Below are 19,256 nucleotides of genomic sequence, written 5' to 3'. Positions count from 1 at the left end.
CAGTTGTTATAAACAGTGTATTAAGAGATCAAAACTAAATTGTCTGATAACAAGTAGATTATTGCTCCCCTCTCCCCTGGAGAGGGGCTGGGGGAGAGGGCCTCATAACACGCTCCTGCCACCAGTGTATCCTTAATTAGATCATCCCCCCTTGCTTCGCCCTCTCCTCCTACTCCTCCTTGCCAGCTGCTGCCTTCCCAATATTGGGATCGCTCAGCAACTCCGCATCGAGTACTTCACCGTCAATGACGGCCTGAGTGAGCGGGAGATCAATGACTTCTACATCAGCGAGGACGGCTTCTTATGGGTCGCGACCATGGACGGCCTTAACCGCTTTGACGGCCAGCGCTTCACCCGCTTCGGCGTCGGACCGGCGGAAGATCAACAACTTTCCGAAGGCGCCATCAGCAATATCTCGCTGGATAATGAAGGCTGGTTCGTCCTTACCCCCGGCGGTTTCTACGGCTACTTCGACCGCTTCAACCCCGTCACGAAGGAAGTGCGGCAGGTAGCACTCGTCCCCAGCACGGGCGTCCTCGGCTATCCGCGGGCGATTACGACGGATGCGCTTGGGCGAGTCTTCGTAGTAACGATCGGCAGTGAAGGGACCTTCATTTACGAGTATACCCCATACGTGCAGGATCCGGCGCGGCAATTCACCCCCATCTTTCACGAGCCCAACGATGCCTGGACGACGCTTGCGCCCCGCGTCGAACTACTGCCCCTTACCAACGGCCAATTCGTGCTTTACGATGAGGAGCACGGCTTCCGCCATCTTAGCGCTACTGGTGAGATCTTGAGTACGCCCTTCGAATCCACCGCCGGGCAACGGCGTTTTTATTTCTTTGCCGAAGCGGCCGATGGCGGGGTGTATTTCAGCTTTCGCGATGGTTATCCGCTCTTCAACTGGCAGCCCGGTGGCGATCAACCTCCCTTCCCAGTGTCACAACTTGATGATGGTTTGCGCTACCCGGCCGTTTCTCACGACGAAAAAGGGCAACTGCTCATTCAGGCCACGGAGGATATTCTTGGCGATGCCTTCCCCAGCGAGTACTACCTGGTGGACACCACCGGAGACTTCACCCTCTTCGAAAAATCACTTCCCACCGGGCGGGCCGTGACCGCTGCTACCGCACTCGATTTCAACGAAACGGTTTACCTCGGCCTGCGGGAGGGGCTCGGCGTCATCGAGCGCTACTCCAATTCCGTCCGCACCTTTCTCACCACCCGGGCGGAGGATAAACTTGGCCAGAACACCCTCCACGGTATCTGCGAAGACGACAACGGAACCGTCTACGTCATCGAAAAAGAGGGCCACATCTACGCCTTTCCCGCCGGTGCGGAGCAACCCGATACCTTACAAATTACCCTCGCCGCGGACACTACGGAACTGCTCAATTTTCGCGCCGGTTACGGCCTGCTCTACGACCCGGAATACAACGCCCTTTGGGCCACGGCCAAATCCGCCGACCGCAAGAAGGGCGGTATTCTCATCCAAGTCGATTTGGCAACCCTACGTGCACAAGTATTCCCCAGTCTTTATCCATTAGGGGCGCTGGCGCAGGATGCCAGGGGAAAGACGTACATCGCCGCCTCCGACGCAAGTGAAGTCGGCATGTTGCTGGAATTTAACGAGACCACCAATTTGTTCACCGTAGTGGAAGCGAAGGGGGAAGACGCCCCCAAGCCCATCAGCGGCTTCGCCATTGAGTCGCTCACCCGCGCGGCGAAGGGAGAACTTCTACTCGGAACGGCGGATCGGGGCCTACTGCGATTCGAGCCGGAAACGCGAAACCTCACCTACCTCACCTCCTCTCCGGAAGAGGTCGCCCTTGGTGCTTTTTCCGAACCCATCACCAGCATCCTTGAGCTCAACAACGTTTACTACCTGGCCACGACATCCGGCCTGAAAACGTACGGCTTGGATGGAAAATCCCTCAAAGATTATTCCCGGGTGGACGGGCTGAGTAGCAACCAGATCGTTGGCATCACGCCGGATACGAGCGGCGGCCTGTGGCTCTCCAGCAATAACGGGTTGACCCACCTCACCCGGTCCTTCAACCCGGACGACTTCCGCCGATTCTACCGGGAGGACGGGCTGGCCGGCGACGTATTCACGCCCCTCAGCCACCACCGCGCAACCGACGGGCGATTCTTCTTCGGGGGAACGAATGGCCTCACAGTCTTTCGGGAAGGCGACTTCAGTACCCAGGCCTACGAAGGCCGGGTGATGATCACCGAAGTAACCGTCTACGGGCGGAACGACGTGCGTATCATCAATACCAACCTCGATGAGTTGCGGCAGGTGACTGTCTTCGCCGCTGAAAAATCAGTGGCCATTTCCTTCGCACTGCCCGCCGGTCATTTGCCGAGTTCCACCCAATTCCGTTACCGTCTGGAAGGGTTCAATGACGACTGGGTACCCCTCACGAATGAACGGACCATTCGCTTCAACAATCTCGGCTCGGGGAAGTATACCCTGCGCATCCAGGGCGCGGGCGCCAACGGGAACTTTGGTACGGAGGAAACCACCCTACGCATCAACGTCCGTCAGTACCTCTACGAGAAATTGTGGTTTCAGGCGCTCGTGCTTTTCTGTTTTGCGTCCCTCGTCCTGGTCATCCTGCAATCCAAGTTGAAGGAGCGGCTTCGTAATGAGCAACTGCGGACCCAGCTCAGTAGTGACATCCACGACGAAGTTTCCGGCTTGCTCGCCGGTATTACCCTCCAGGCTGAACTGCTGAAGGGGCGCACCGAAGACGAGGTAATGCAGGGCAAACTCGACCGGGTGGGGGAGGCCGGCCGCACTGCCCTCTCCAAGATGAGCGACGTCATCTGGAGCATCGATTCCCGGCGGGATACCATTGGCAATCTCCTCCAACGGATGCAGGAGCACGCGGATGAGGTGCTGTTACCCATCGAGATTCGTTACCAATTCAAGGCCGTGGGGCTGGACGAGGAGAACGAGCTTTCTGGCAACATCCGCCAGGATCTGTACTTCATTTATAAAGAAGCCATCAACAACATTGCGCGCCATTCCAACGCCACCCACGTTGACATTGAGCTCACCCAAACGGCTAACCAGTTCCAACTCTTCATCCGGGATAACGGCGAAAAGAAAGAGGAGACCCCGGACCCATTACCCGGCACCAGCGACAGCGCCCAGCAACGGCAGCGCGTCCGGCGGGAAAAAACCGGGCAGGGCCGTGATAATATGAAGATGCGCGCCGCAAGACTTGGCGGGGAAATCTCCATCGACGACCGTTTTGGTTATACCTTGGTCTTCCGCATGAAACGTCTTTAAATCTCTCTCTTCTTCATGGCCAAACTCCGCCGCAATCACGTTTCCAAAGGCACCGGTGTCTCCGGGGGCGCCATCACCAAGATCAGTATTTTCGGAGCCATTCTCGCCGCCCTCGTTTACCTGTTTGGCGCTTACGTAGATGCAGAGGTGGGGACGGACGGACCGACCGCAACGGCTACTGAACCGGGCGGATTCTTACCCGCCGCCGGAGACGGGGAGATCGTGCGACACGGAGGTTTCACCCTCTCCTACAACGAAGAATGGGAGCAAGCGAACTGGGTCGCCTACACGCTGGAACGCGACAACCTGAACCAGAAATGGAGCAAACGCAACGACCGTTTTGGGCCCGATCCAGACGTCCGGACCGGCAGCGCGGACGACTACGATTACCGGGGCTCCGGCTACGACCGCGGCCACCTGGCCCCCTTTGCGGACTTCGCCTGGAACGCCGACTTGGCGCGTGAAACTTTTTACATGAGCAACATCAGCCCCCAGGCCCGGCAATTTAACCAGGGCGTGTGGCGGGAACTGGAAGAACTGACGAGGGACTGGGCAAAACGCTTCAAACGCTTGTACGTTGTAACCGGCCCGGTGATGACGAGCGACCCGAAAGGAACGATTGGCCGCAAAAACAAGGTGGCCATCCCGACGGCCTACTATAAGGTGTTGCTGGATCTCGACGACCCGGAACAAAAAGGAATTGGCTTTGTGATCCCCAACGAGATCAGCTTCGAACCCCTGCCGAAGTACGCCATGAGTATCGATGAAGTGGAAGCCATCGCCGGTATCGACTTTTTTCCCGAGCTTATGGCCGCCGACGTAGAGGCCGCCCTGGAGTCCATCGGGAACCCCGATCTGTGGCCCTTCAGCAAGAAAAAATTTGATAAGCGCATTAAAAATTGGAATAATGTCAACGACTGATGCTTTTCGCGAACACATCAACGAAGCCTATACATTCAAGGGCCCGAGTTTCGTGCTCGGCGGCGCCATGCTTGGCGACGAAGCCGTGTCGGATGCCCTCGTAAAGCTCCCTCTCGGCACGCTGAACCGCCACGGCCTCATCGCCGGAGCCACCGGTACGGGTAAGACGAAGACGCTGCAGATCATCGCTGAGCAACTCAGTCAGGAAGGCGTGCCGAGTTTGTTGATGGACATTAAGGGTGACCTCTCCGGCATTGCGATGCCGAGCCCCGGCCACCCCAAAATTGATGAGCGCCACGCCGCAATCGGTATCCCCTTCGAAGCGACCGGTAGCCCCGTGGAATTGCTTTCCCTGAGCGATGAACCCGGCGCCCGCCTCCGCGCCACGGTGTTGGAGTTTGGCCCGGTGCTCTTCTCCAAGATGCTGGCGTTGAACGACGCGCAGTCGGGGATCGTCGCCGTCGCCTTCCGCTACGCCGAACAAAACGCGTTACCGCTACTGGACCTGAAGGATTTCCGGAAGATCCTTCAGTACATGACCGGCGAAGGGAAAGCAGAAGTGAGCAAGGAATATGGCCGCATCTCTACGGCGAGCACGGGTGCGATCATGCGCCGGATCGTGGAGCTGGAAACCCAGGGCGCGGAAGCCTTTTTCGGCGAGGTCAGCTTCGACGTGAACGACCTCACCCGACTGGATGAACTCGGCCGCGGCATCGTATCCATCCTACGACTGACGGACGTGCAGGACCGGCCCAAGTTGTTCAGCACCTTCATGCTGCAGATGCTGGCCGAGATCTACGCCACCTTCCCCGAAGAGGGTGATCTGGACCGGCCGAAGTTGGTCATCTTTATCGATGAGGCTCACCTCATTTTCGAGGAGGCCACCGATGCGCTATTGGACCAACTGGAAGCCATCATCAAGCTGATTCGTTCGAAGGGCGTCGGCATCTTCTTCGTTACCCAGAACCCAGCGGACATTCCCAGTGACATCCTGGGCCAGCTTGGTTTGAAGGTGCAGCACGCCCTCCGTGCCTTTACGGCGAAGGACCGCAAGGCCATCAAACTAGCCAGCGAAAATTATCCGCTTTCGGATTACTACGATATCGACCAAACCCTTACCGAACTGGGCACCGGTGAAGCCTTCGTCACGGCCCTGGACCGGAAGGGTAGACCGACGGCACTCGTTCGTACCCTCCTCCGCGCACCCGCCAGCCGCATGGACGTGCTGACGGATAAGGAGATCAAATCCATCGTAGCGCGCAGCCCGCTGGCTAAGAAGTACAATAAGGTGGTGGACCGGGAGAGCGCTTACGAGATCCTGGAAGAAAAGATCAAAGCGGCCAACGAGGCCGAGCACCAGGCGGAGATGGAAGCCCAGCGGGAGAAGGGGAAGAAAACCAGTACGCGCCGCCGTTCCAGCAAAGAGAAATCGACCTTCGATAAGGTCCTGAACAGTACCACTACGCGGCAGATTGGTAATACGGTGGCCCGGGAACTCACACGGGGGCTCCTTGGAATGTTAGGGATCAAATCCCGCAGCCGTAGCCGGAAGAGTAACGGCTGGTGGTAATCTAGCGGTCAGACCACAACGAAAGATTAAAGACTAATCGCGGGGCAATTCTCCCGATTAAAAACGATAAAGATCATGGCAAACATTATTGCGGAGGCCCTCCGGCAGATCGCCGAAATGCCCGAAGAAAGCCAGAACGCGGCAACGAATATGGCCTTCCAAATGGCGGTGCCTTTCGTAGCGACGAGTAAGGTGCACTACGAAAAGGTGACGAGCCAGGAGTGGATCGCCCACGTGCCGAACGAGCCTGAAGTACATAACCACCTGCAGCAAGTCCACGCTGGTGCGATGATGACGCTGGCGGAATCCGTAGCCGTTACCATGATGGCGATGAACTTGCCGGCGGACCGTCTCCCACTAGTAAAAAGCGTAAACGCCCAATTTGTCCGCCGTTCCAGTGGCCGCATTCGCGCCATTGCCCGCCTGACGGATGAGCAACTGCATCAGATCCAAACCGAACCGAAGGGAGAGGTTGTCATCGAAGTGGATATCCGTGATGCGGACGACGAGGTGCCGGCAGTCATTACCGTGATTCCTGCGTGGACGACGAAGAAGAAAAAGTGATTGCCCGCAGAGGTGGCGCTCGTGAGGTTTTAAATTTACCCTACTGCGTAAACCGCTTAAAGGCCAGGATCAATCGGTCGGGCACGATCTGTTCGTGGCGGGCATTTTTGTAATCTTGGTAGGAGCAGGCGATGAGGCGGTGGCGTTCGCTCCCCCGGGAGACGGGGGAAGTCATTTCTACCCACCACCGGTTGGTGATCTTTGAGCGGCGGAAAGTAAGGTCGGGGCTCCCATCAATGGCTACTACGTAACTCTGCATTTCTTCCTTGGCGGCCGGGAAGTCGCCGGCGCGGCGGGCGAACCCCTGGAGGAAGTACCAAATAAGTTGGGCGTAGGTTGCTCCGGTAAGTTCCACATCCTGAGGGGAAGCACCTTCCGGGTTGAAGCCGAAGAGGCCAAAACTGCTCAGCTTATCGCTGTTCCCGGCGTAGTAGGCCAATTGGCTGGCCTCCTGCAGGTCGAGGCCACTGGGTTGGCGTTGCGGCCGAGCGGGTGCGTCGATGTGGTTAATGGCCCGGATGTTTAAACCAACGAGATCAGCGTCGCGGATCTGTGGCTCCAACTCGGTAACGTCCTTGCGAGCGATGCCCAGGCGGACGGCTTCGTAACCAGCACCGTCGAAAAGTTTCCAGATGGCGGGGTCTACCAAGTGTTGTTGGCTGCCGATGTGGGTAAGGTGGAACTGCCGTTTCCCCTTGCGGTGGACGGCGGCATTGAGGGAGTAATTTCCTTCGTCCGTTACGTCGAGTTCCACCTCACTATCAATATTCAGCAGACTTACCTGGCGGCGAATTTCGTTGAAGGCCAGGTACTGTGCCTCAAAGAGCTTCGTCGAACATCCCAGCAATATTGGAGTTATACCGGACGTATAAAGCTCACGGAGCAGCGGAATAAGGGAAGCTGCCGTTGATTTACGGATGTCTCCCAGGTCGGCAATGTTAAGCTGATCAAAATCGAAAGCGGTTTTGTAAAGTGCCTTCCTGGTTTCGTTAGCCACGCGTTCATCCAGCCCAATAATGACAACCGGGCACTTGCGCGGGTTCTTCTTCAAATGGCTTCCCAATTGGTACGGAACGCAATCCTCCGTAGAAATTTTAGCAGGTTTTAACCAATTCTCGTACATAATCAATGGGTTTACCGCGTTAACGGTCCGGTCATCGCTGCGAAGATCAACTATTTTCTGGAGCGGTGATAGCCTGGTGCGCTTGCTGGAACAAAATATTGTCCTAGCCGGACCACTGCCGGACCGATTTACACCTGGTAAGTTAATGCCTGGCCAAATACTAACACTAATTCTAACCAACTAATCCTCCCCAACCACCCGAAGTAAAGACTAAAAAATCAGTTACCAGGGGGCAGAAGTAGCACGTATTACTAAGAAGGTCTACCTTTGCGCCTGCAGTCTTCCCTCCCCAACCTCGTAAACGTTTGTCTTTCAGCGCCTCTTAAACCAACGGCGCCCTGACGTTTCTACGCTGGTTGGCAGCAGAAATTGCGGCTGAATGGCGCTCGCCTTTGGCCACCCTAAAGAACTGATCCCTAGTTTTCATTCACAACATTCTCACATCGACTTATGAAATTATTGCACACTCTTAGCCTGGCTGTCCTGTTACCCCTCAGCTACGGCGTTCAAGCCCAGGGAACGCCCGTTCCCGCTACCGATGACTCCAAGATGGAGACTACGGACATGACCATCGAAGAACTCGCCGACGTTGCTGCTATGGAAGGCAAGAAGACCGGCTCCATGTTTGAGTTCGGCCTCCGCCCTACCTACAGTTGGGTAGCCGGTGACGTGGACGCAACCGGTGGCTACGGCCTCGGCATCCACGCCCGCAAGGCTTTCGACCACATCTTCTCCGTCCGCCTTGACGGTCTCTACGCCGCGACCAGTGGTGATAATGAGTCCGGCCGCCGTGGCAACCGCCGCTTTGAATCCCGTTGGACGAGCGGTACTGTGTTCGCCGTCGCTACGCTGAACAACCTGAAGTACGAAGGTGGCCAGCGCAACACCAATATCTACCTGATGGGTGGTGCCGGTGGTAACACCTTTAAAGTAGCCTCTCAAAAAGCCAACGCCGATAACTTCGCCGAGGACGAGCCGCTGGACAACGAGCGTAACGACATCCTCGATCGCGAATTCGGTGCCCACTGGGCCGCCGGTGCCGGTGTCGCTTTCCGCATCAGCTCCCGCTTCAACGTCGGTTTGGAGTACCAGGCCTTGATCCCTCTGGGTAAGCGGGCTGACCTCATCGACGGTTACAAAGCTTCCAACTTCCGCGACGTACAGAACGCTGCTTCCCTCTCGCTCAACTTCAACATTGGTAACGCCGCCACGCAGATGGAGCCACGTTACTGGGAGAACCCCTTCAACGGCGTCAAGAAAGACCTCGTAGATATGGACGGTAAGGTGAACGCCGCTACCAACGACGCTGACGGCGACGGTGTAGTGGATGCCATCGATCAGGAAGCTAACACCCCCATGGGTGCGCCGGTAGATACGAAAGGTCGCCTGTTGGACTCTGACGGTGACGGTGTAGCTGATTATAAAGACCTCGAGCCTTTCTTCCCACCCCGCGCCGGTGAAACAGTTGACGCTAATGGTGTAGTAACCAACCGCATCGACAAGCCCATAACGGAAGACCGCATTCAAGAAATGATCGACGCTTCAATCTCGAAGATCAAGGCTGACCTCGGCCCAACTTCCACTACGGTAGTCACTAACCGCGGTGAGATGTACCTGCCGATCATCTACTTCCCCCTCAACCAGGCTACCGTGAAGTACGCTGACTACGGTACGCTCTCCAGCGTAGCGCGCGTAATGAAGGGTAACCCCGACATGCGCTTGATCGTCCGCGGTTACACCGATAAAGTAGGTTCCGATTCTTACAACCGGGAGCTATCTTACCGCCGCGCCAGCAACGTGATTTCTCACCTGGTAAACCAGCACGGTATCAGCCGCGATCGCCTGATCCTTCAGTACCGTGGCGAAGACGAAAACCTCGTACCGCAAGATCGTTCCGTAGTGAACCGCCGCGTCGAGTTCCTTTCCGCTGAGGCTGGTGCCCGCGAAGATGGTGCCCCCGCCGGTTCCTCCAACCGTCGTGGTTACTAAGTCAAATGACTGACCACCCTTCGCGGTGATGGACAAACGCCCCTTCGTACAATCGGTACGGAGGGGCGTTTTCGTTAAAGAAAAAACGCCCGGTCCGCGAAGTGCGGGCCGGGCGTTTGAAGATTAATCGCTCTGAAATCAACTCAATACACCCACTAGATACTCGCCGGGAAAAATTCGTGGCCCGCTTGACGAAATATTTTGACTGATTTCCCAATTATCTTTACGCCATGCCTAAAACCCTTTCTGACACCTTATCTCAAATCCAGCACTACGCCTCGGCGCTCAGCTTACTGACGACTGCTTTGTTGGCCGTTGCTATAGCTACATCCGTCGCCCGCACTGAGGCAGAGAGCCGGGCGCAGGGGACGGTGGAAGCTATTCATGAACGGCAGACTGATGGTGTTAGGACCTTAGATGCTCAGGCACAGTTTATCCCGCAACCCAACGTTAGTGGTACCTGGACGGGGAAGTTATTACAAAACGAAGGAGGGATTGCACCGGAATTTGCCTTCACGATGGAGATCGCCCACAACGGCATTTTTGTGCGGGGCACTTCCTACGTTAGCCACCAAGGCATCTGGGCTGAGATGCGTTTCAGCGGGTACCAAAAAGAGAATGGAGTTATCGTAATTACGGAAACTGAGATCCTGCGTAGCCAGAAGCCGAACGATCTATCCTGGTGCATGAAGGAGTACGAACTCCGCGCGGAGTACACCGCGGAGGGGATGGTGCTTACCGGCCCCTGGTGGGGCGAGAGTGCCTACGGTGCTTGTATTCCGGGCTCAGTACGGCTAAAGCGAAAGATCAAGACTGCTTAATCAGCACTTAGTCTTTGCTACGGATAGCACCAGCGGTTACCGATTGTTTGTTATTCCTTGATCCAGTACCAATCCGTCTCCGTACTCAACGTATCATTGTAGATGTAGTCATTTACGACCAATTCCTTCATGCCTGCGGGTGAGGTGAGGTTTTCAATTATAGCCAGGCGAGCGAGCCGGCCACGGGCCTTTTTAGCGTTGAAGGCGATCACTTTCAGTTTACCGTTCCGTTCTTCCTTAAAATGTACGTTGAGGAGCCGGCCCTCTAATTGGTCCGCTTTGACGCTCTTGAAGTATTCCTGGCTGGCGAGGTTGACGATAGTGTCGTCATCCGTTTCCGCCAGGTCTTCGTTGATGAGGCCCGTAATGCGATCGCCCCAAAACTCGTAGAGGTTCTTGCCCCGCTCATTCTCCAGGCGGGTACCCATCTCCAACCGGTAGGCCTGCATGAGGTCACTGGGGCGCAGGAGGCCGTAGAATCCACTGAGGATACGGATCTGCTGGTCGGCCAAGTCTTTCTGCGTTTCCGTTAAGCTGGAATAGTCTAGGTCTTGGTAGACGTCACCCCGGAAGGCGAATCCAGCGGCGGCAGCATTCTCCGGCGTAAAGGGTGTCTTGTAATCCTGAAAGCGCTGGAAGTTGAGATCACCCAGCTTTTCGCTGATGTGCATGAGTTTTTGTAGGTCCGCACTTGATTTGCCTCGCAGTAGGGTGGCCAATTCAGCCGTGTCATTTTGCAACCGGGGTTGGGTCGACTTACGCGGCTGCGGTTGCATATCCAGCGTTTTGGCAGGGGATAATAGCAGGAGCATGGGTTAAATCTTTTGGCGTAGACGCATCAGGTAGCGCTGTTTTAAATAATAATCCCGGAGTGCATTGATGGAGCTTTCGTCGGGCTGTTCGGGGTCGTAGGCAGCTAACACCGGCGCCACTTCGCCTTGCAAATCTTTCTCCAGTTGGGCAATGAGGCCTTCCACTTTCAGGCGGGCCATCGGGTCATCGTCAAACTCCAATTCCATCAGGGCTTCGTTGACTTCCATGATCTCCATCAGGAAGTCTTGAGGAACGGTATTCGTGCCTTCCTCACCCAGGGCGCCGTGGACGTCCAGAAAGTGCTTCAGGCGTTGGTCTTCGTTGTTGAGGACCTTGTAGCCCCGGTTATTCGTTGTACTCTGTTCCAGAGCGTCTTCCTGGGTTGCTTCATCACTCAGCGTGTGGAAGTCTGGGTGAAAGCGTTTACTGTTAGCCAGAAAGGTCCGCTTAAGTTGCGCGCGGTCGACGCTGGGAGAAACGGGAAGGCCGAAGAAGTCGAAATAGTTCTGCACGGGTAAATGCTTAAAGCTTGGGTAGTAAATCGTTTGATGTCAATAGCGGAAGAAAATCCTTACGCCATTCCGTCGCCCTAGCCGCCGAAGAGCCCCTTCAACCAGTACCAGGCATCCAGGCCATTAGCGGTGAGGAGTAAGCCAAGTACGAGTACGAAGCCAACCATGGTGGCCTTCTCCATGAATGCATCGCTAGGTTTGTTGCCCGTGATGACTTCGTAGAGTAAGAACATGACGTGGCCTCCGTCCAGTGCGGGGATGGGCAAGAGGTTCATGATCGCCAGAATCAGGGAAAGGGATGCCGTCATGATCCAGAAACGCTCCCAGATCCAGGTGGTACCGTACATGCCAGCAATGCTACCGAAGCCGCCAATGCTTTCCTTGAAGGAGATATTACCCTTGCCAATCTCTCCAAAGGCACTAAGCTGATCGCTGATGAAACCGGTACCTTTTTTGATGCCGGCGGGGAAGGCCTCCGCAAACCCGTACTCAATGGTCTCCATATCGTAGAAGTAATCAGCCGGAGCAGCCAGTACACCGATCTTCCCTTTATCCGAAGTAGTGAGCTTTACTGGCCGTACAGCTTCGGAATCCTTGCTCTTAACCCCCAGCGTAATCTCGGTGGCATTCTTACCGTCGACGGCCTCAACAAACTGGTCGTAGTAGGGCGTCGGGGTACCATCTACGCTGACGATCTGATCAAATACTTTCAAACCGGCCTCCTCGGCGGGGCTCTCTTCCACGACGGTGCTGACGACGAAGGGAAGCCTGGCGGTAAAAATGCGCCGTTTCTTGTTCTCCCGGCGGGTAAGGATATCCGCCCACTCGTTACCAATCTCTATCTTCTGTTGGGCACCGTTGCGTTCGACGGTCACCTCACGCACGTTGTTGATGGCGATATCCCGCAGCAGTTCCCGGTCACTGAACCGTTCTAGTTCACGGTCGCCGACGTAGAGGATCTTATCTCCCGTTTGCAGCCCCATATCGCGGCCGAGGGAATCGGCGTAGATGCCCGCCGTCACGTTTTCATTGGGTAGGTACTGCTCCCCCCAGACGAAGAGCGTCATCGCAAAGAGGAGGAAGCCGAGGATGAAGTTGACCGTCACCCCACCCAGCATGATGATGAGCCGTTGCCACGCCGGTTTGCTGCGAAACTCCCAGGGTTGGGGTTCTTGCGCCATCTGCTCCTTATCGAAGCTCTCGTCGATCATGCCGCTGATCTTGACGTATCCACCGAGGGGTAACCAGCCGATGCCGTACTCCGTCTCACCAATCTGCTTCTTGAAGAGACTGAAGTAGGGGTCGAAGAAAAGGTAGAACTTCTCTACCCGCGTCCCGAAAAGCCGGGCGGGCAGGAAATGGCCAAATTCGTGCAGCACGATGAGGATGGACAAACTGAGAACGAGCTGGCCGATTGTGACTAAAAGATCCATAGACGATTTTAGGGCGAGGCCCTAGAATGGAACCTGCTGTAAAGTAACGAACGCGCAAAAGTAAGGTTGTTCGGGGGGAGTCCCTATTGTGCGATTTGTTGGTGGTCCGTTATTTGGCCTGTCCCTCCTTAATGAGTTCCTCCTCCGCTTCGGTGGACAGCACCAGGTAAAGCGATTCTTCCGCGCGCGTAATGGCCACGTACTGCAGATTCTCTTCCTGCACCATCTCCCAATCTTTCTGCCCGTGGCGGTGCAGGGGCATCTTGTCGTAGTCCAAAATAAAGACCCGCTTCTCTTCCAGGCCTTTCGCCCGGTGGATGGTCGATAGCCGAATGGCGTCTTTTTTTGAAGAGAGGTATTCCTTGATCCGGTCCAGTACCGCATCGATGCTACGGCATTCGGCGGACCACTGCCGGTACTTTCTACCCAAAAACTCAAGCCGCCGTTTGAGGTATTCGGCTTCGGCTTCCAGGTACTTTTCCCGGGCGTCCGGGTTGGGCATTTGGCCACCGTCCTGGCGGATTACCCAGAGGTTGCGGCTTTCTACCTGCTCGGCGAAGGCCTTGAAGGACTTGTACTGCCTTTTGATGGTCGCCTGTCGTTCAGCGGGTTTGAACAGGCTCTTGAGTTCGCTCATCACTTCGTTGACTTCATCTGGCGCCAGTTGTACGCGGGCGTTTTTGTCGATGAGGTCGAAGGCCAACAGTAATAGCGGTGCCCGCAAACGGCTGATCACCATATCCTCCTGCTTCAGGTGGCGCAGAATGTTGGAGCGTAGGATCTCACTCACCTTTCCCTTTCGCCGTTTGGAACCCCGTATGTCTGGCCGGATGGTCTGGGCTAATTCAATCACGGCCTTAGGGCAGCGGAAGGAGAGCGTAAGGGGTAGTTGGGTCGCTTTGGTCATCCGCTTGATCCGGTCAAAGCTCTCCGCGTCAGCGCCCGTAAACCCGTAGATACTTTGGCGTGGGTCTCCAACGGCCAGGATGCGGCTGCCCTTCTTGCCGTACTTGGCCGCGATGGCAAACTGCGCTTTGCTGAGGTCCTGGCATTCATCAATGAAGATCCACTGGTAGCGGACGGGCGACTCCAACTTCCAGATGAAGGGCAGGTAGATCATGTCCGTGAAGTCGATCAAGCCTTCCTCAGCTGCCACGCGGTTCCCTTCTTCCAGCAGCATGCGGTGCATCTGGAAGTAGATCTTCAATTCCTCCTCAAAATGCTCACCGCATTCCTCCGCGTCGTTGAAGATGCCGTAGTGCATGACCATCTCCCGGAACCGGGTTTCCTTCGGCCCGTTGAGGCAGGACCGGTGCTTCTGGTTCATGTCCAGCAGCTTGCGTTGAATCTTGAACTCCAGGTTCTTGGCGGCGAAAGCCCGGGCTCCCCCGCTCGTTCCCTTCAGTCCGTTAAGTTCTACCAGCTCGGTCTTAAGTGGCCCGAGCGTACGCTGCATCGCGTCACTTTTATAGATGCTGAGATACTTAAGGTCGGAAATCTTGGACTTGCGATCAAAAGTTGGGTTCTGCCGGAGTAAGCGTAAGCCGAGGGAGTGGTTCGTTTGGACGGACACCATACCCAGCCCCCGCTTCTTGAATTTGCGGCGAATTTCCTGAGCGATCGCGTTGTTGAAGGCACAGAAAAGCACCCGGTTCGGTGCTTCCGTAAAGCGGACGCATTCCATGATGGTCGTAGTCTTACCCGCTCCGGCTACAGCGTCGATGATGCCGTGGCCGCTGCCCGCGCGCACGAAATCAAAAATCGTCTCCTGCTCCGCCGTAAATTTCACGTGACCTCCATTACCCGGATCTCGGGACGCCGGGGCGGAGATCCATCCTTACTAATGCTTGCTAAAATAGGGTGGCCGTTACCTACCGGCGGCGCTTATTTCTTCGCTTGTTTTTGGAGCCGCCGTTGCCGTAAGCCGAGGGCTTTTGCTTCTTCTGCTGGTTGTTACGCTTGTTCTTCTTTTTGCGCTTACGCAGGTTGATGTTTTGGTCGGGCTGATTAGGACCGGGCGTACCAATTTTGACGTCGGGGGCCAGCACGAGTTGCTTCTCCGACATTTCGTACAGATCCTTACGAATGACTTCTTCGTTGACGAACTTACCCTGGTCCCACGTGTCTAATGCCACTTTCATGTAATAGGCAGCGGTGTAGGTGGCCGCATCGCGTTGGGGGCCTTCCTCCAATGCGACGGCAGCCTTGATGAGCTGCTGGACGTTCTGGCCGTAATGACGCATCCGGGTCTTGGCCTGGTCCGGGTAGGGAAGGGGCGTTGGCCGCTCTTTCTCCGCTTCTTCTTCGATGGTGATGCCCTCGGGGATCTCAACGTTGAGTGGTTCGCCGGCAATCACGAAAGCGTGACGCCACAGGCGTTCGATGTAGTTTTCCTGAGTTTTGATGTCCGGTTGCATCTGTAGCATGAGCTGGATGACGCGTTCCACGTACTGTTGGCGCTCGGCGTCGTCTTCAACGGCGTTGGCCTTGCGGAGGAGATCCTGCACGCCACGGCCGTATTCGCTGTTGATCAGCTGGGCTTGGGTGGTGTTATAGGCGATATCCCATTCCATAATTTCTTCTTTTATCAGTTAAGTTGGTGGGCCTCCCAAACGGAAGACCCGGCGGGCTGGCTACTCTACCGTTACGGATTTGGCCAGGTTGCGGGGTTGGTCCACGTTCTTGCCGAGTTCAACGGCAATGTGGTAGCTCAGCAACTGCAGGGGGATGACGGACAGCAGCGGAGAGAAAGGTTCCTCCGTAGCCGGAATGTGGATCACGTGGTCCGCAATCTCGGCAATTGCCGTCTCTCCTTCGTTAACCACGGCAATGACGCGGCCCTTCCTGGCGAGTACCTCCTGCACGTTGCTGACGATCTTTTCGTAGGCGGAACGGTTAGTAGCCGTCACGATCACGGGCATGTTCTCGTCGATGAGGGCAATCGGTCCGTGCTTCATCTCCGCGGCGGGGTAGCCTTCTGCGTGAACGTAGCTGATCTCTTTCAGTTTCAGCGCACCCTCGAGAGCAACGGGGAAGTTGTAACCGCGGCCAAGGTACAACGCATTATGGTGGTCCTTGATCTCACTGGCAATCGCCTTGATATGGTCATTCTGCTGAAGGACGGATTCCACCTTGCCGGGGATCAACTCCAACTCCCGGATCAAGGTCTGGAACTGGGTATTACTGATCGTGGAGAGGCGGCGGGCCAAACTGAGGGCCATCAACGTCAGCACCGTCACCTGGCCGGTAAAGGCCTTCGTACTGGCGACGCCGATTTCCGGGCCACAGTGAATATAGCTCCCGGCGTCCGTCAGACGTGCGATGCTGGAACCAACGCTGTTGACGATGCCGTAGATCATGGCACCCTTTTTCTTAGCCATCTCCAGGGCAGCCATCGTATCGGCCGTTTCACCGGACTGGCTGATGGCGATCACGATGTCGCGCTCGCTGAGGATGGGGTTGCGGTAACGGAACTCACTGGCGTATTCCACCTCCACGGGGATGCGGGCCAGTTCTTCAATTAAGTATTCCCCGATCAAGCCGGAGTGGTAGCTGGTACCACAGGCGACGATGATGATGCGGTTCGCCCGAACGAAACGGTTGGCGTACTCATCCACCCCGCGCAGCCACACTTTGCCGTTCTTGGAGCTGATGCGTCCCCGCATGGCATCCTTAATGGTCTTAGGTTGCTCGTAAATTTCCTTAAGCATGAAGTGATCGTAACCTTCTTTCTCAAGAGCTTCGATCTGTAGGTCAAGCTCCTGGATGAAGGGCGGCATCTCTTCGTTGTCCGTGTTCTTGATTTGCAAGCCGTGCTCCAGGGTGATGGTCGCTACTTGGTTGTCCTCGAGGTAGACCACGCGCTTGGTGGAGTCGAGGAAGGGGGAGGCATCCGAACCGATGAAGAATTCTCCTTCGCCGACACCCACGACGAGTGGGCTGGCCTTGCGGGCACCGACGAGTACGTTCGGATCGTCCCGGTCAATCACGGCGATGGCGTACGCACCTTCCACCCGGTTAAGGGCGAGGCGTACGGCTTGGGAAAGGCGTAGATTACCTTCCTTCTGGATCTCCTCAATGAGGTGGACCAGCACTTCCGTATCGGTGTCACTCGTAAAGGTATGGCCTTCAGCGATGAGGGCAGATTTCAGGACGGCGTAGTTCTCAATGATCCCATTGTGGACGAGTGCCAGGCGGCTGCTCTCCCCGGTGTGGGGGTGGGCGTTCTCGTCGTTCGGTGGCCCGTGGGTGGCCCAGCGGGTATGGCCGATCCCGAGGTGGCCGGACGTATCCTTATCACTGATGAGCTTGCGGAGGCCCTTTACTTTTCCCTGCTTTTTGAAAACCTGGAGGCCATCGTTCATAATGGCAATACCGGCGCTGTCGTAGCCCCGGTATTCAAGGCGTTCGAGCCCTTTGATAATGAGTTCATCCGCCTGTCGGGGGCCGATGTAACCGACAATACCACACATATATTTGAAGTCTAGTGAGTGAAGGGGTTGGCCCCTTTTTTAAGTCTTGCGGCCCGCGGGCCAGCTAATTCTCTTTAGCAACGGAATTTCGGAAGGGATAGTTTGTCCACCTTTCCTTTCCCACCATTGTGCTGAATATCCCTCTCCGGCATAGGCCCGTTCCCCCGTCCAATTACATTGCACCTGCGGCAGCGCCCAGTGCTACTGGATGTTGGTAAACGTAATGACGTTGGACGCGCCATTAGAAGTCGCAGCCGGCCCGGAAAGGACCGCCCGCGATGGATCGGAAGCGATGGGGACGACGCGCAGGTAGATTTTCGGCTCGGCGAAATCACCGTCGATGATGCCCTGCATGTGGACGGATAAGCGGTTCTGGTAGAAGCTTTGCGTGTCGTCGTCAGCGTCCGTTTCGGCGAAACCGCCAAGGAAGGATCGCACGGCATCCGTATTGTTTTGGAGCAATTCCTGGTCGAGAATGTTGACCAGATCACCACTGTTGTTGCGGTAGTAAAGGCCAAGAAAACTTGGGGCGGGGTAGGTGCCGTAGTCGTAATCTTCGATCAATTCGCGGTAGAAGGTGATCTCGGCGCGGTTGATGAGCTTGTCCTGCAATGCGTCTAGATCCGTAAAAGTAATCTCGGTCATGTAGGCGCCGGTGCCTCCCACCAGAGTTTGCGTGGAATCATCACCGTTCAGCAGTTCCCCGGCGAGGGTTCCCGCAAAATCAAAACTGTAGCGGGGGAACCAACCGTTGAAAGGAACGCGGTAGAAGGAGGCCGGATCATTGTCGGAAGGGTCGGGGTAGAAAAAGTAGAAGCCCGAGCGCTCCAGTGTACCGGTAGTACCGCGGGGGCGGATGGTGAAGAAGCCATCCACGTCGTCGTTGGGCTCCAGGTAGACTCCCGCGAAGGTTTCGCGGAAGACGGTATCCGATACGTAATTCGTAGAATCCAAGGTATTCATCACATCCACAAAAGACTGGTTCAGCCGGAGCCGTACGTGGGGCAAACTGACGGTATCACCGTCGGAATAGATCGTATCGTAGAGAATTGTCGCCTCGGCTTTTGCGACAAAGGACGCGTCGTCCGTCAAACTGCTACCCGTTAAGGGGCGGTCATAAGAGGAAAAGATATCCTGGTCCGTAGGAATGGGATCGATCAAACGGCTGAGCGTCACGTTGAACGTCCGGCCCGGCCCGTAAAAGCCAGCGAATGTATCGATGGGTAGGATGAGCACGATGGAGTCGATATTGGCATCCGGATTCTCCACGAACTCGGGTACGATCACTTCCTGGAAGAGGGAGCCCGTCGTCTGCTGCAGACCGGGGGCGATGGCCACGCTTTGCGTCCAGGTGCCGAAAATATCGTCCTCAGAACGGCCGAAGGAGAAGGTTTCCCGAAAGGCGTTTTCCTCCACGGCGAATACCGCCAGGCTATCCTCACGCACGGTACGGACGGTCATTGGTAAGTCGTTGATCTGGCCTACGTCGGCCTGATCGCCACGCAGAATATCCGCGCCGACCGTAATTGGGTCGGTACAGGAAGCCAGGGCAAGGAGCAACAGGCAAAGGATAAAAGGAAATTGTTTCATTCGGTGGTGCTATCGGGAGTACTTACGTAATGGGGTAGTGAGGGCTGAACCCAAATTTGCCGCAAAGATGGGGCTTTCTTGGTTAGGGTTGGTTGGGACTTTAGCCGGGGATCTGTTTGACCTGCGGTCAAGCCTGATCCCCGG

General features: G+C 56.0%; 14 protein-coding genes. 6 read left to right on the top strand and 8 right to left on the bottom strand.

The window, feature by feature from the left end; translation table 11 throughout:
* Nucleotides 1-151: 151 nt before the first annotated feature.
* From A3850_RS01295 to A3850_RS01280, 4 genes are all read left to right on the top strand, one after another.
* The gene (locus A3850_RS01295) at nt 152-3,304 is read left to right on the top strand and encodes a triple tyrosine motif-containing protein (RefSeq protein ID WP_068213213.1); all 3,153 of its coding nucleotides are present in this window, start codon (nt 152-154) and stop codon (nt 3,302-3,304) included.
* A gap of 15 nt (nt 3,305-3,319) precedes the next feature.
* Nucleotides 3,320-4,225 (top strand): DNA/RNA non-specific endonuclease, encoded by a 906-nt coding sequence (locus A3850_RS01290; RefSeq protein ID WP_068213210.1) that lies wholly within the window; start codon nt 3,320-3,322, stop codon nt 4,223-4,225.
* On the top strand, nt 4,212-5,795 hold the full coding sequence (locus A3850_RS01285; protein ID WP_068213207.1) for a helicase HerA-like domain-containing protein: 1,584 nt from the start codon (nt 4,212-4,214) through the stop codon (nt 5,793-5,795). Before A3850_RS01290 ends, A3850_RS01285 begins: the two co-directional genes overlap by 14 nt.
* A gap of 75 nt (nt 5,796-5,870) precedes the next feature.
* The gene (locus tag A3850_RS01280; RefSeq protein ID WP_068213204.1) at nt 5,871-6,359 is read left to right on the top strand and encodes a DUF4442 domain-containing protein; all 489 of its coding nucleotides are present in this window, start codon (nt 5,871-5,873) and stop codon (nt 6,357-6,359) included.
* Nucleotides 6,360-6,399: 40 nt separating this feature from the next.
* On the opposite strand, the gene A3850_RS01275 is transcribed toward A3850_RS01280, so the two are convergent.
* A complete protein-coding gene (locus A3850_RS01275) occupies nt 6,400-7,482 on the bottom strand; it encodes a hypothetical protein (RefSeq protein WP_068213201.1) in 1,083 nt (360 codons plus the stop codon).
* A 450-nt stretch (nt 7,483-7,932) separates the two neighbouring features.
* Between A3850_RS01275 and A3850_RS01270 the strand changes: the two genes are divergently transcribed.
* Both A3850_RS01270 and A3850_RS01265 read left to right on the top strand, forming a co-directional pair.
* Nucleotides 7,933-9,471: an OmpA family protein gene (locus tag A3850_RS01270; RefSeq protein ID WP_068213199.1), complete on the top strand. Its 1,539-nt coding sequence runs from the start codon at nt 7,933-7,935 to the stop codon at nt 9,469-9,471.
* A gap of 230 nt (nt 9,472-9,701) precedes the next feature.
* Complete coding sequence (locus tag A3850_RS01265) at nt 9,702-10,292, top strand: hypothetical protein (protein WP_068213195.1); 591 nt, start codon at nt 9,702-9,704, stop codon at nt 10,290-10,292.
* Nucleotides 10,293-10,342: 50 nt separating this feature from the next.
* On the opposite strand, the gene yaaA is transcribed toward A3850_RS01265, so the two are convergent.
* From yaaA to A3850_RS01230, 7 genes are all read right to left on the bottom strand, one after another.
* Nucleotides 10,343-11,104 (bottom strand): peroxide stress protein YaaA, encoded by a 762-nt coding sequence (gene yaaA, locus A3850_RS01260; RefSeq protein WP_068213192.1) that lies wholly within the window; start codon nt 11,102-11,104, stop codon nt 10,343-10,345.
* A gap of 3 nt (nt 11,105-11,107) precedes the next feature.
* Nucleotides 11,108-11,617: an iron-sulfur cluster co-chaperone HscB C-terminal domain-containing protein gene (locus tag A3850_RS01255; RefSeq protein WP_068213189.1), complete on the bottom strand. Its 510-nt coding sequence runs from the start codon at nt 11,615-11,617 to the stop codon at nt 11,108-11,110.
* Nucleotides 11,618-11,694: 77 nt separating this feature from the next.
* Nucleotides 11,695-13,050, bottom strand: a complete 1,356-nt coding sequence (rseP, locus tag A3850_RS01250) for an RIP metalloprotease RseP (RefSeq protein ID WP_068213186.1) — start codon at nt 13,048-13,050, stop codon at nt 11,695-11,697.
* 109 nt (nt 13,051-13,159) lie between these two features.
* Nucleotides 13,160-14,839 (bottom strand): UvrD-helicase domain-containing protein, encoded by a 1,680-nt coding sequence (locus A3850_RS01245; RefSeq protein WP_068213183.1) that lies wholly within the window; start codon nt 14,837-14,839, stop codon nt 13,160-13,162.
* Nucleotides 14,840-14,921: 82 nt separating this feature from the next.
* Entirely contained in the window at nt 14,922-15,623 is a 702-nt protein-coding gene (locus tag A3850_RS01240) for a DUF4290 domain-containing protein (RefSeq protein ID WP_068213180.1), read from the bottom strand.
* Nucleotides 15,624-15,683: 60 nt separating this feature from the next.
* A complete protein-coding gene (glmS, locus tag A3850_RS01235; RefSeq protein WP_068213178.1) occupies nt 15,684-17,522 on the bottom strand; it encodes a glutamine--fructose-6-phosphate transaminase (isomerizing) in 1,839 nt (612 codons plus the stop codon).
* Nucleotides 17,523-17,723: 201 nt separating this feature from the next.
* The gene (locus tag A3850_RS01230; RefSeq protein ID WP_068213175.1) at nt 17,724-19,112 is read right to left on the bottom strand and encodes a DUF4270 family protein; all 1,389 of its coding nucleotides are present in this window, start codon (nt 19,110-19,112) and stop codon (nt 17,724-17,726) included.
* Nucleotides 19,113-19,256 lie beyond the last annotated feature (144 nt).

The sequence above is a fragment of the Lewinella sp. 4G2 genome, assembly GCF_001625015.1.
Taxonomy (GTDB): Bacteria; Bacteroidota; Bacteroidia; order Chitinophagales; family Saprospiraceae; genus Neolewinella.
Note: the sequence above shows the minus strand (reverse complement) of the source record. Positions and strands in the feature narration are given on the sequence as shown.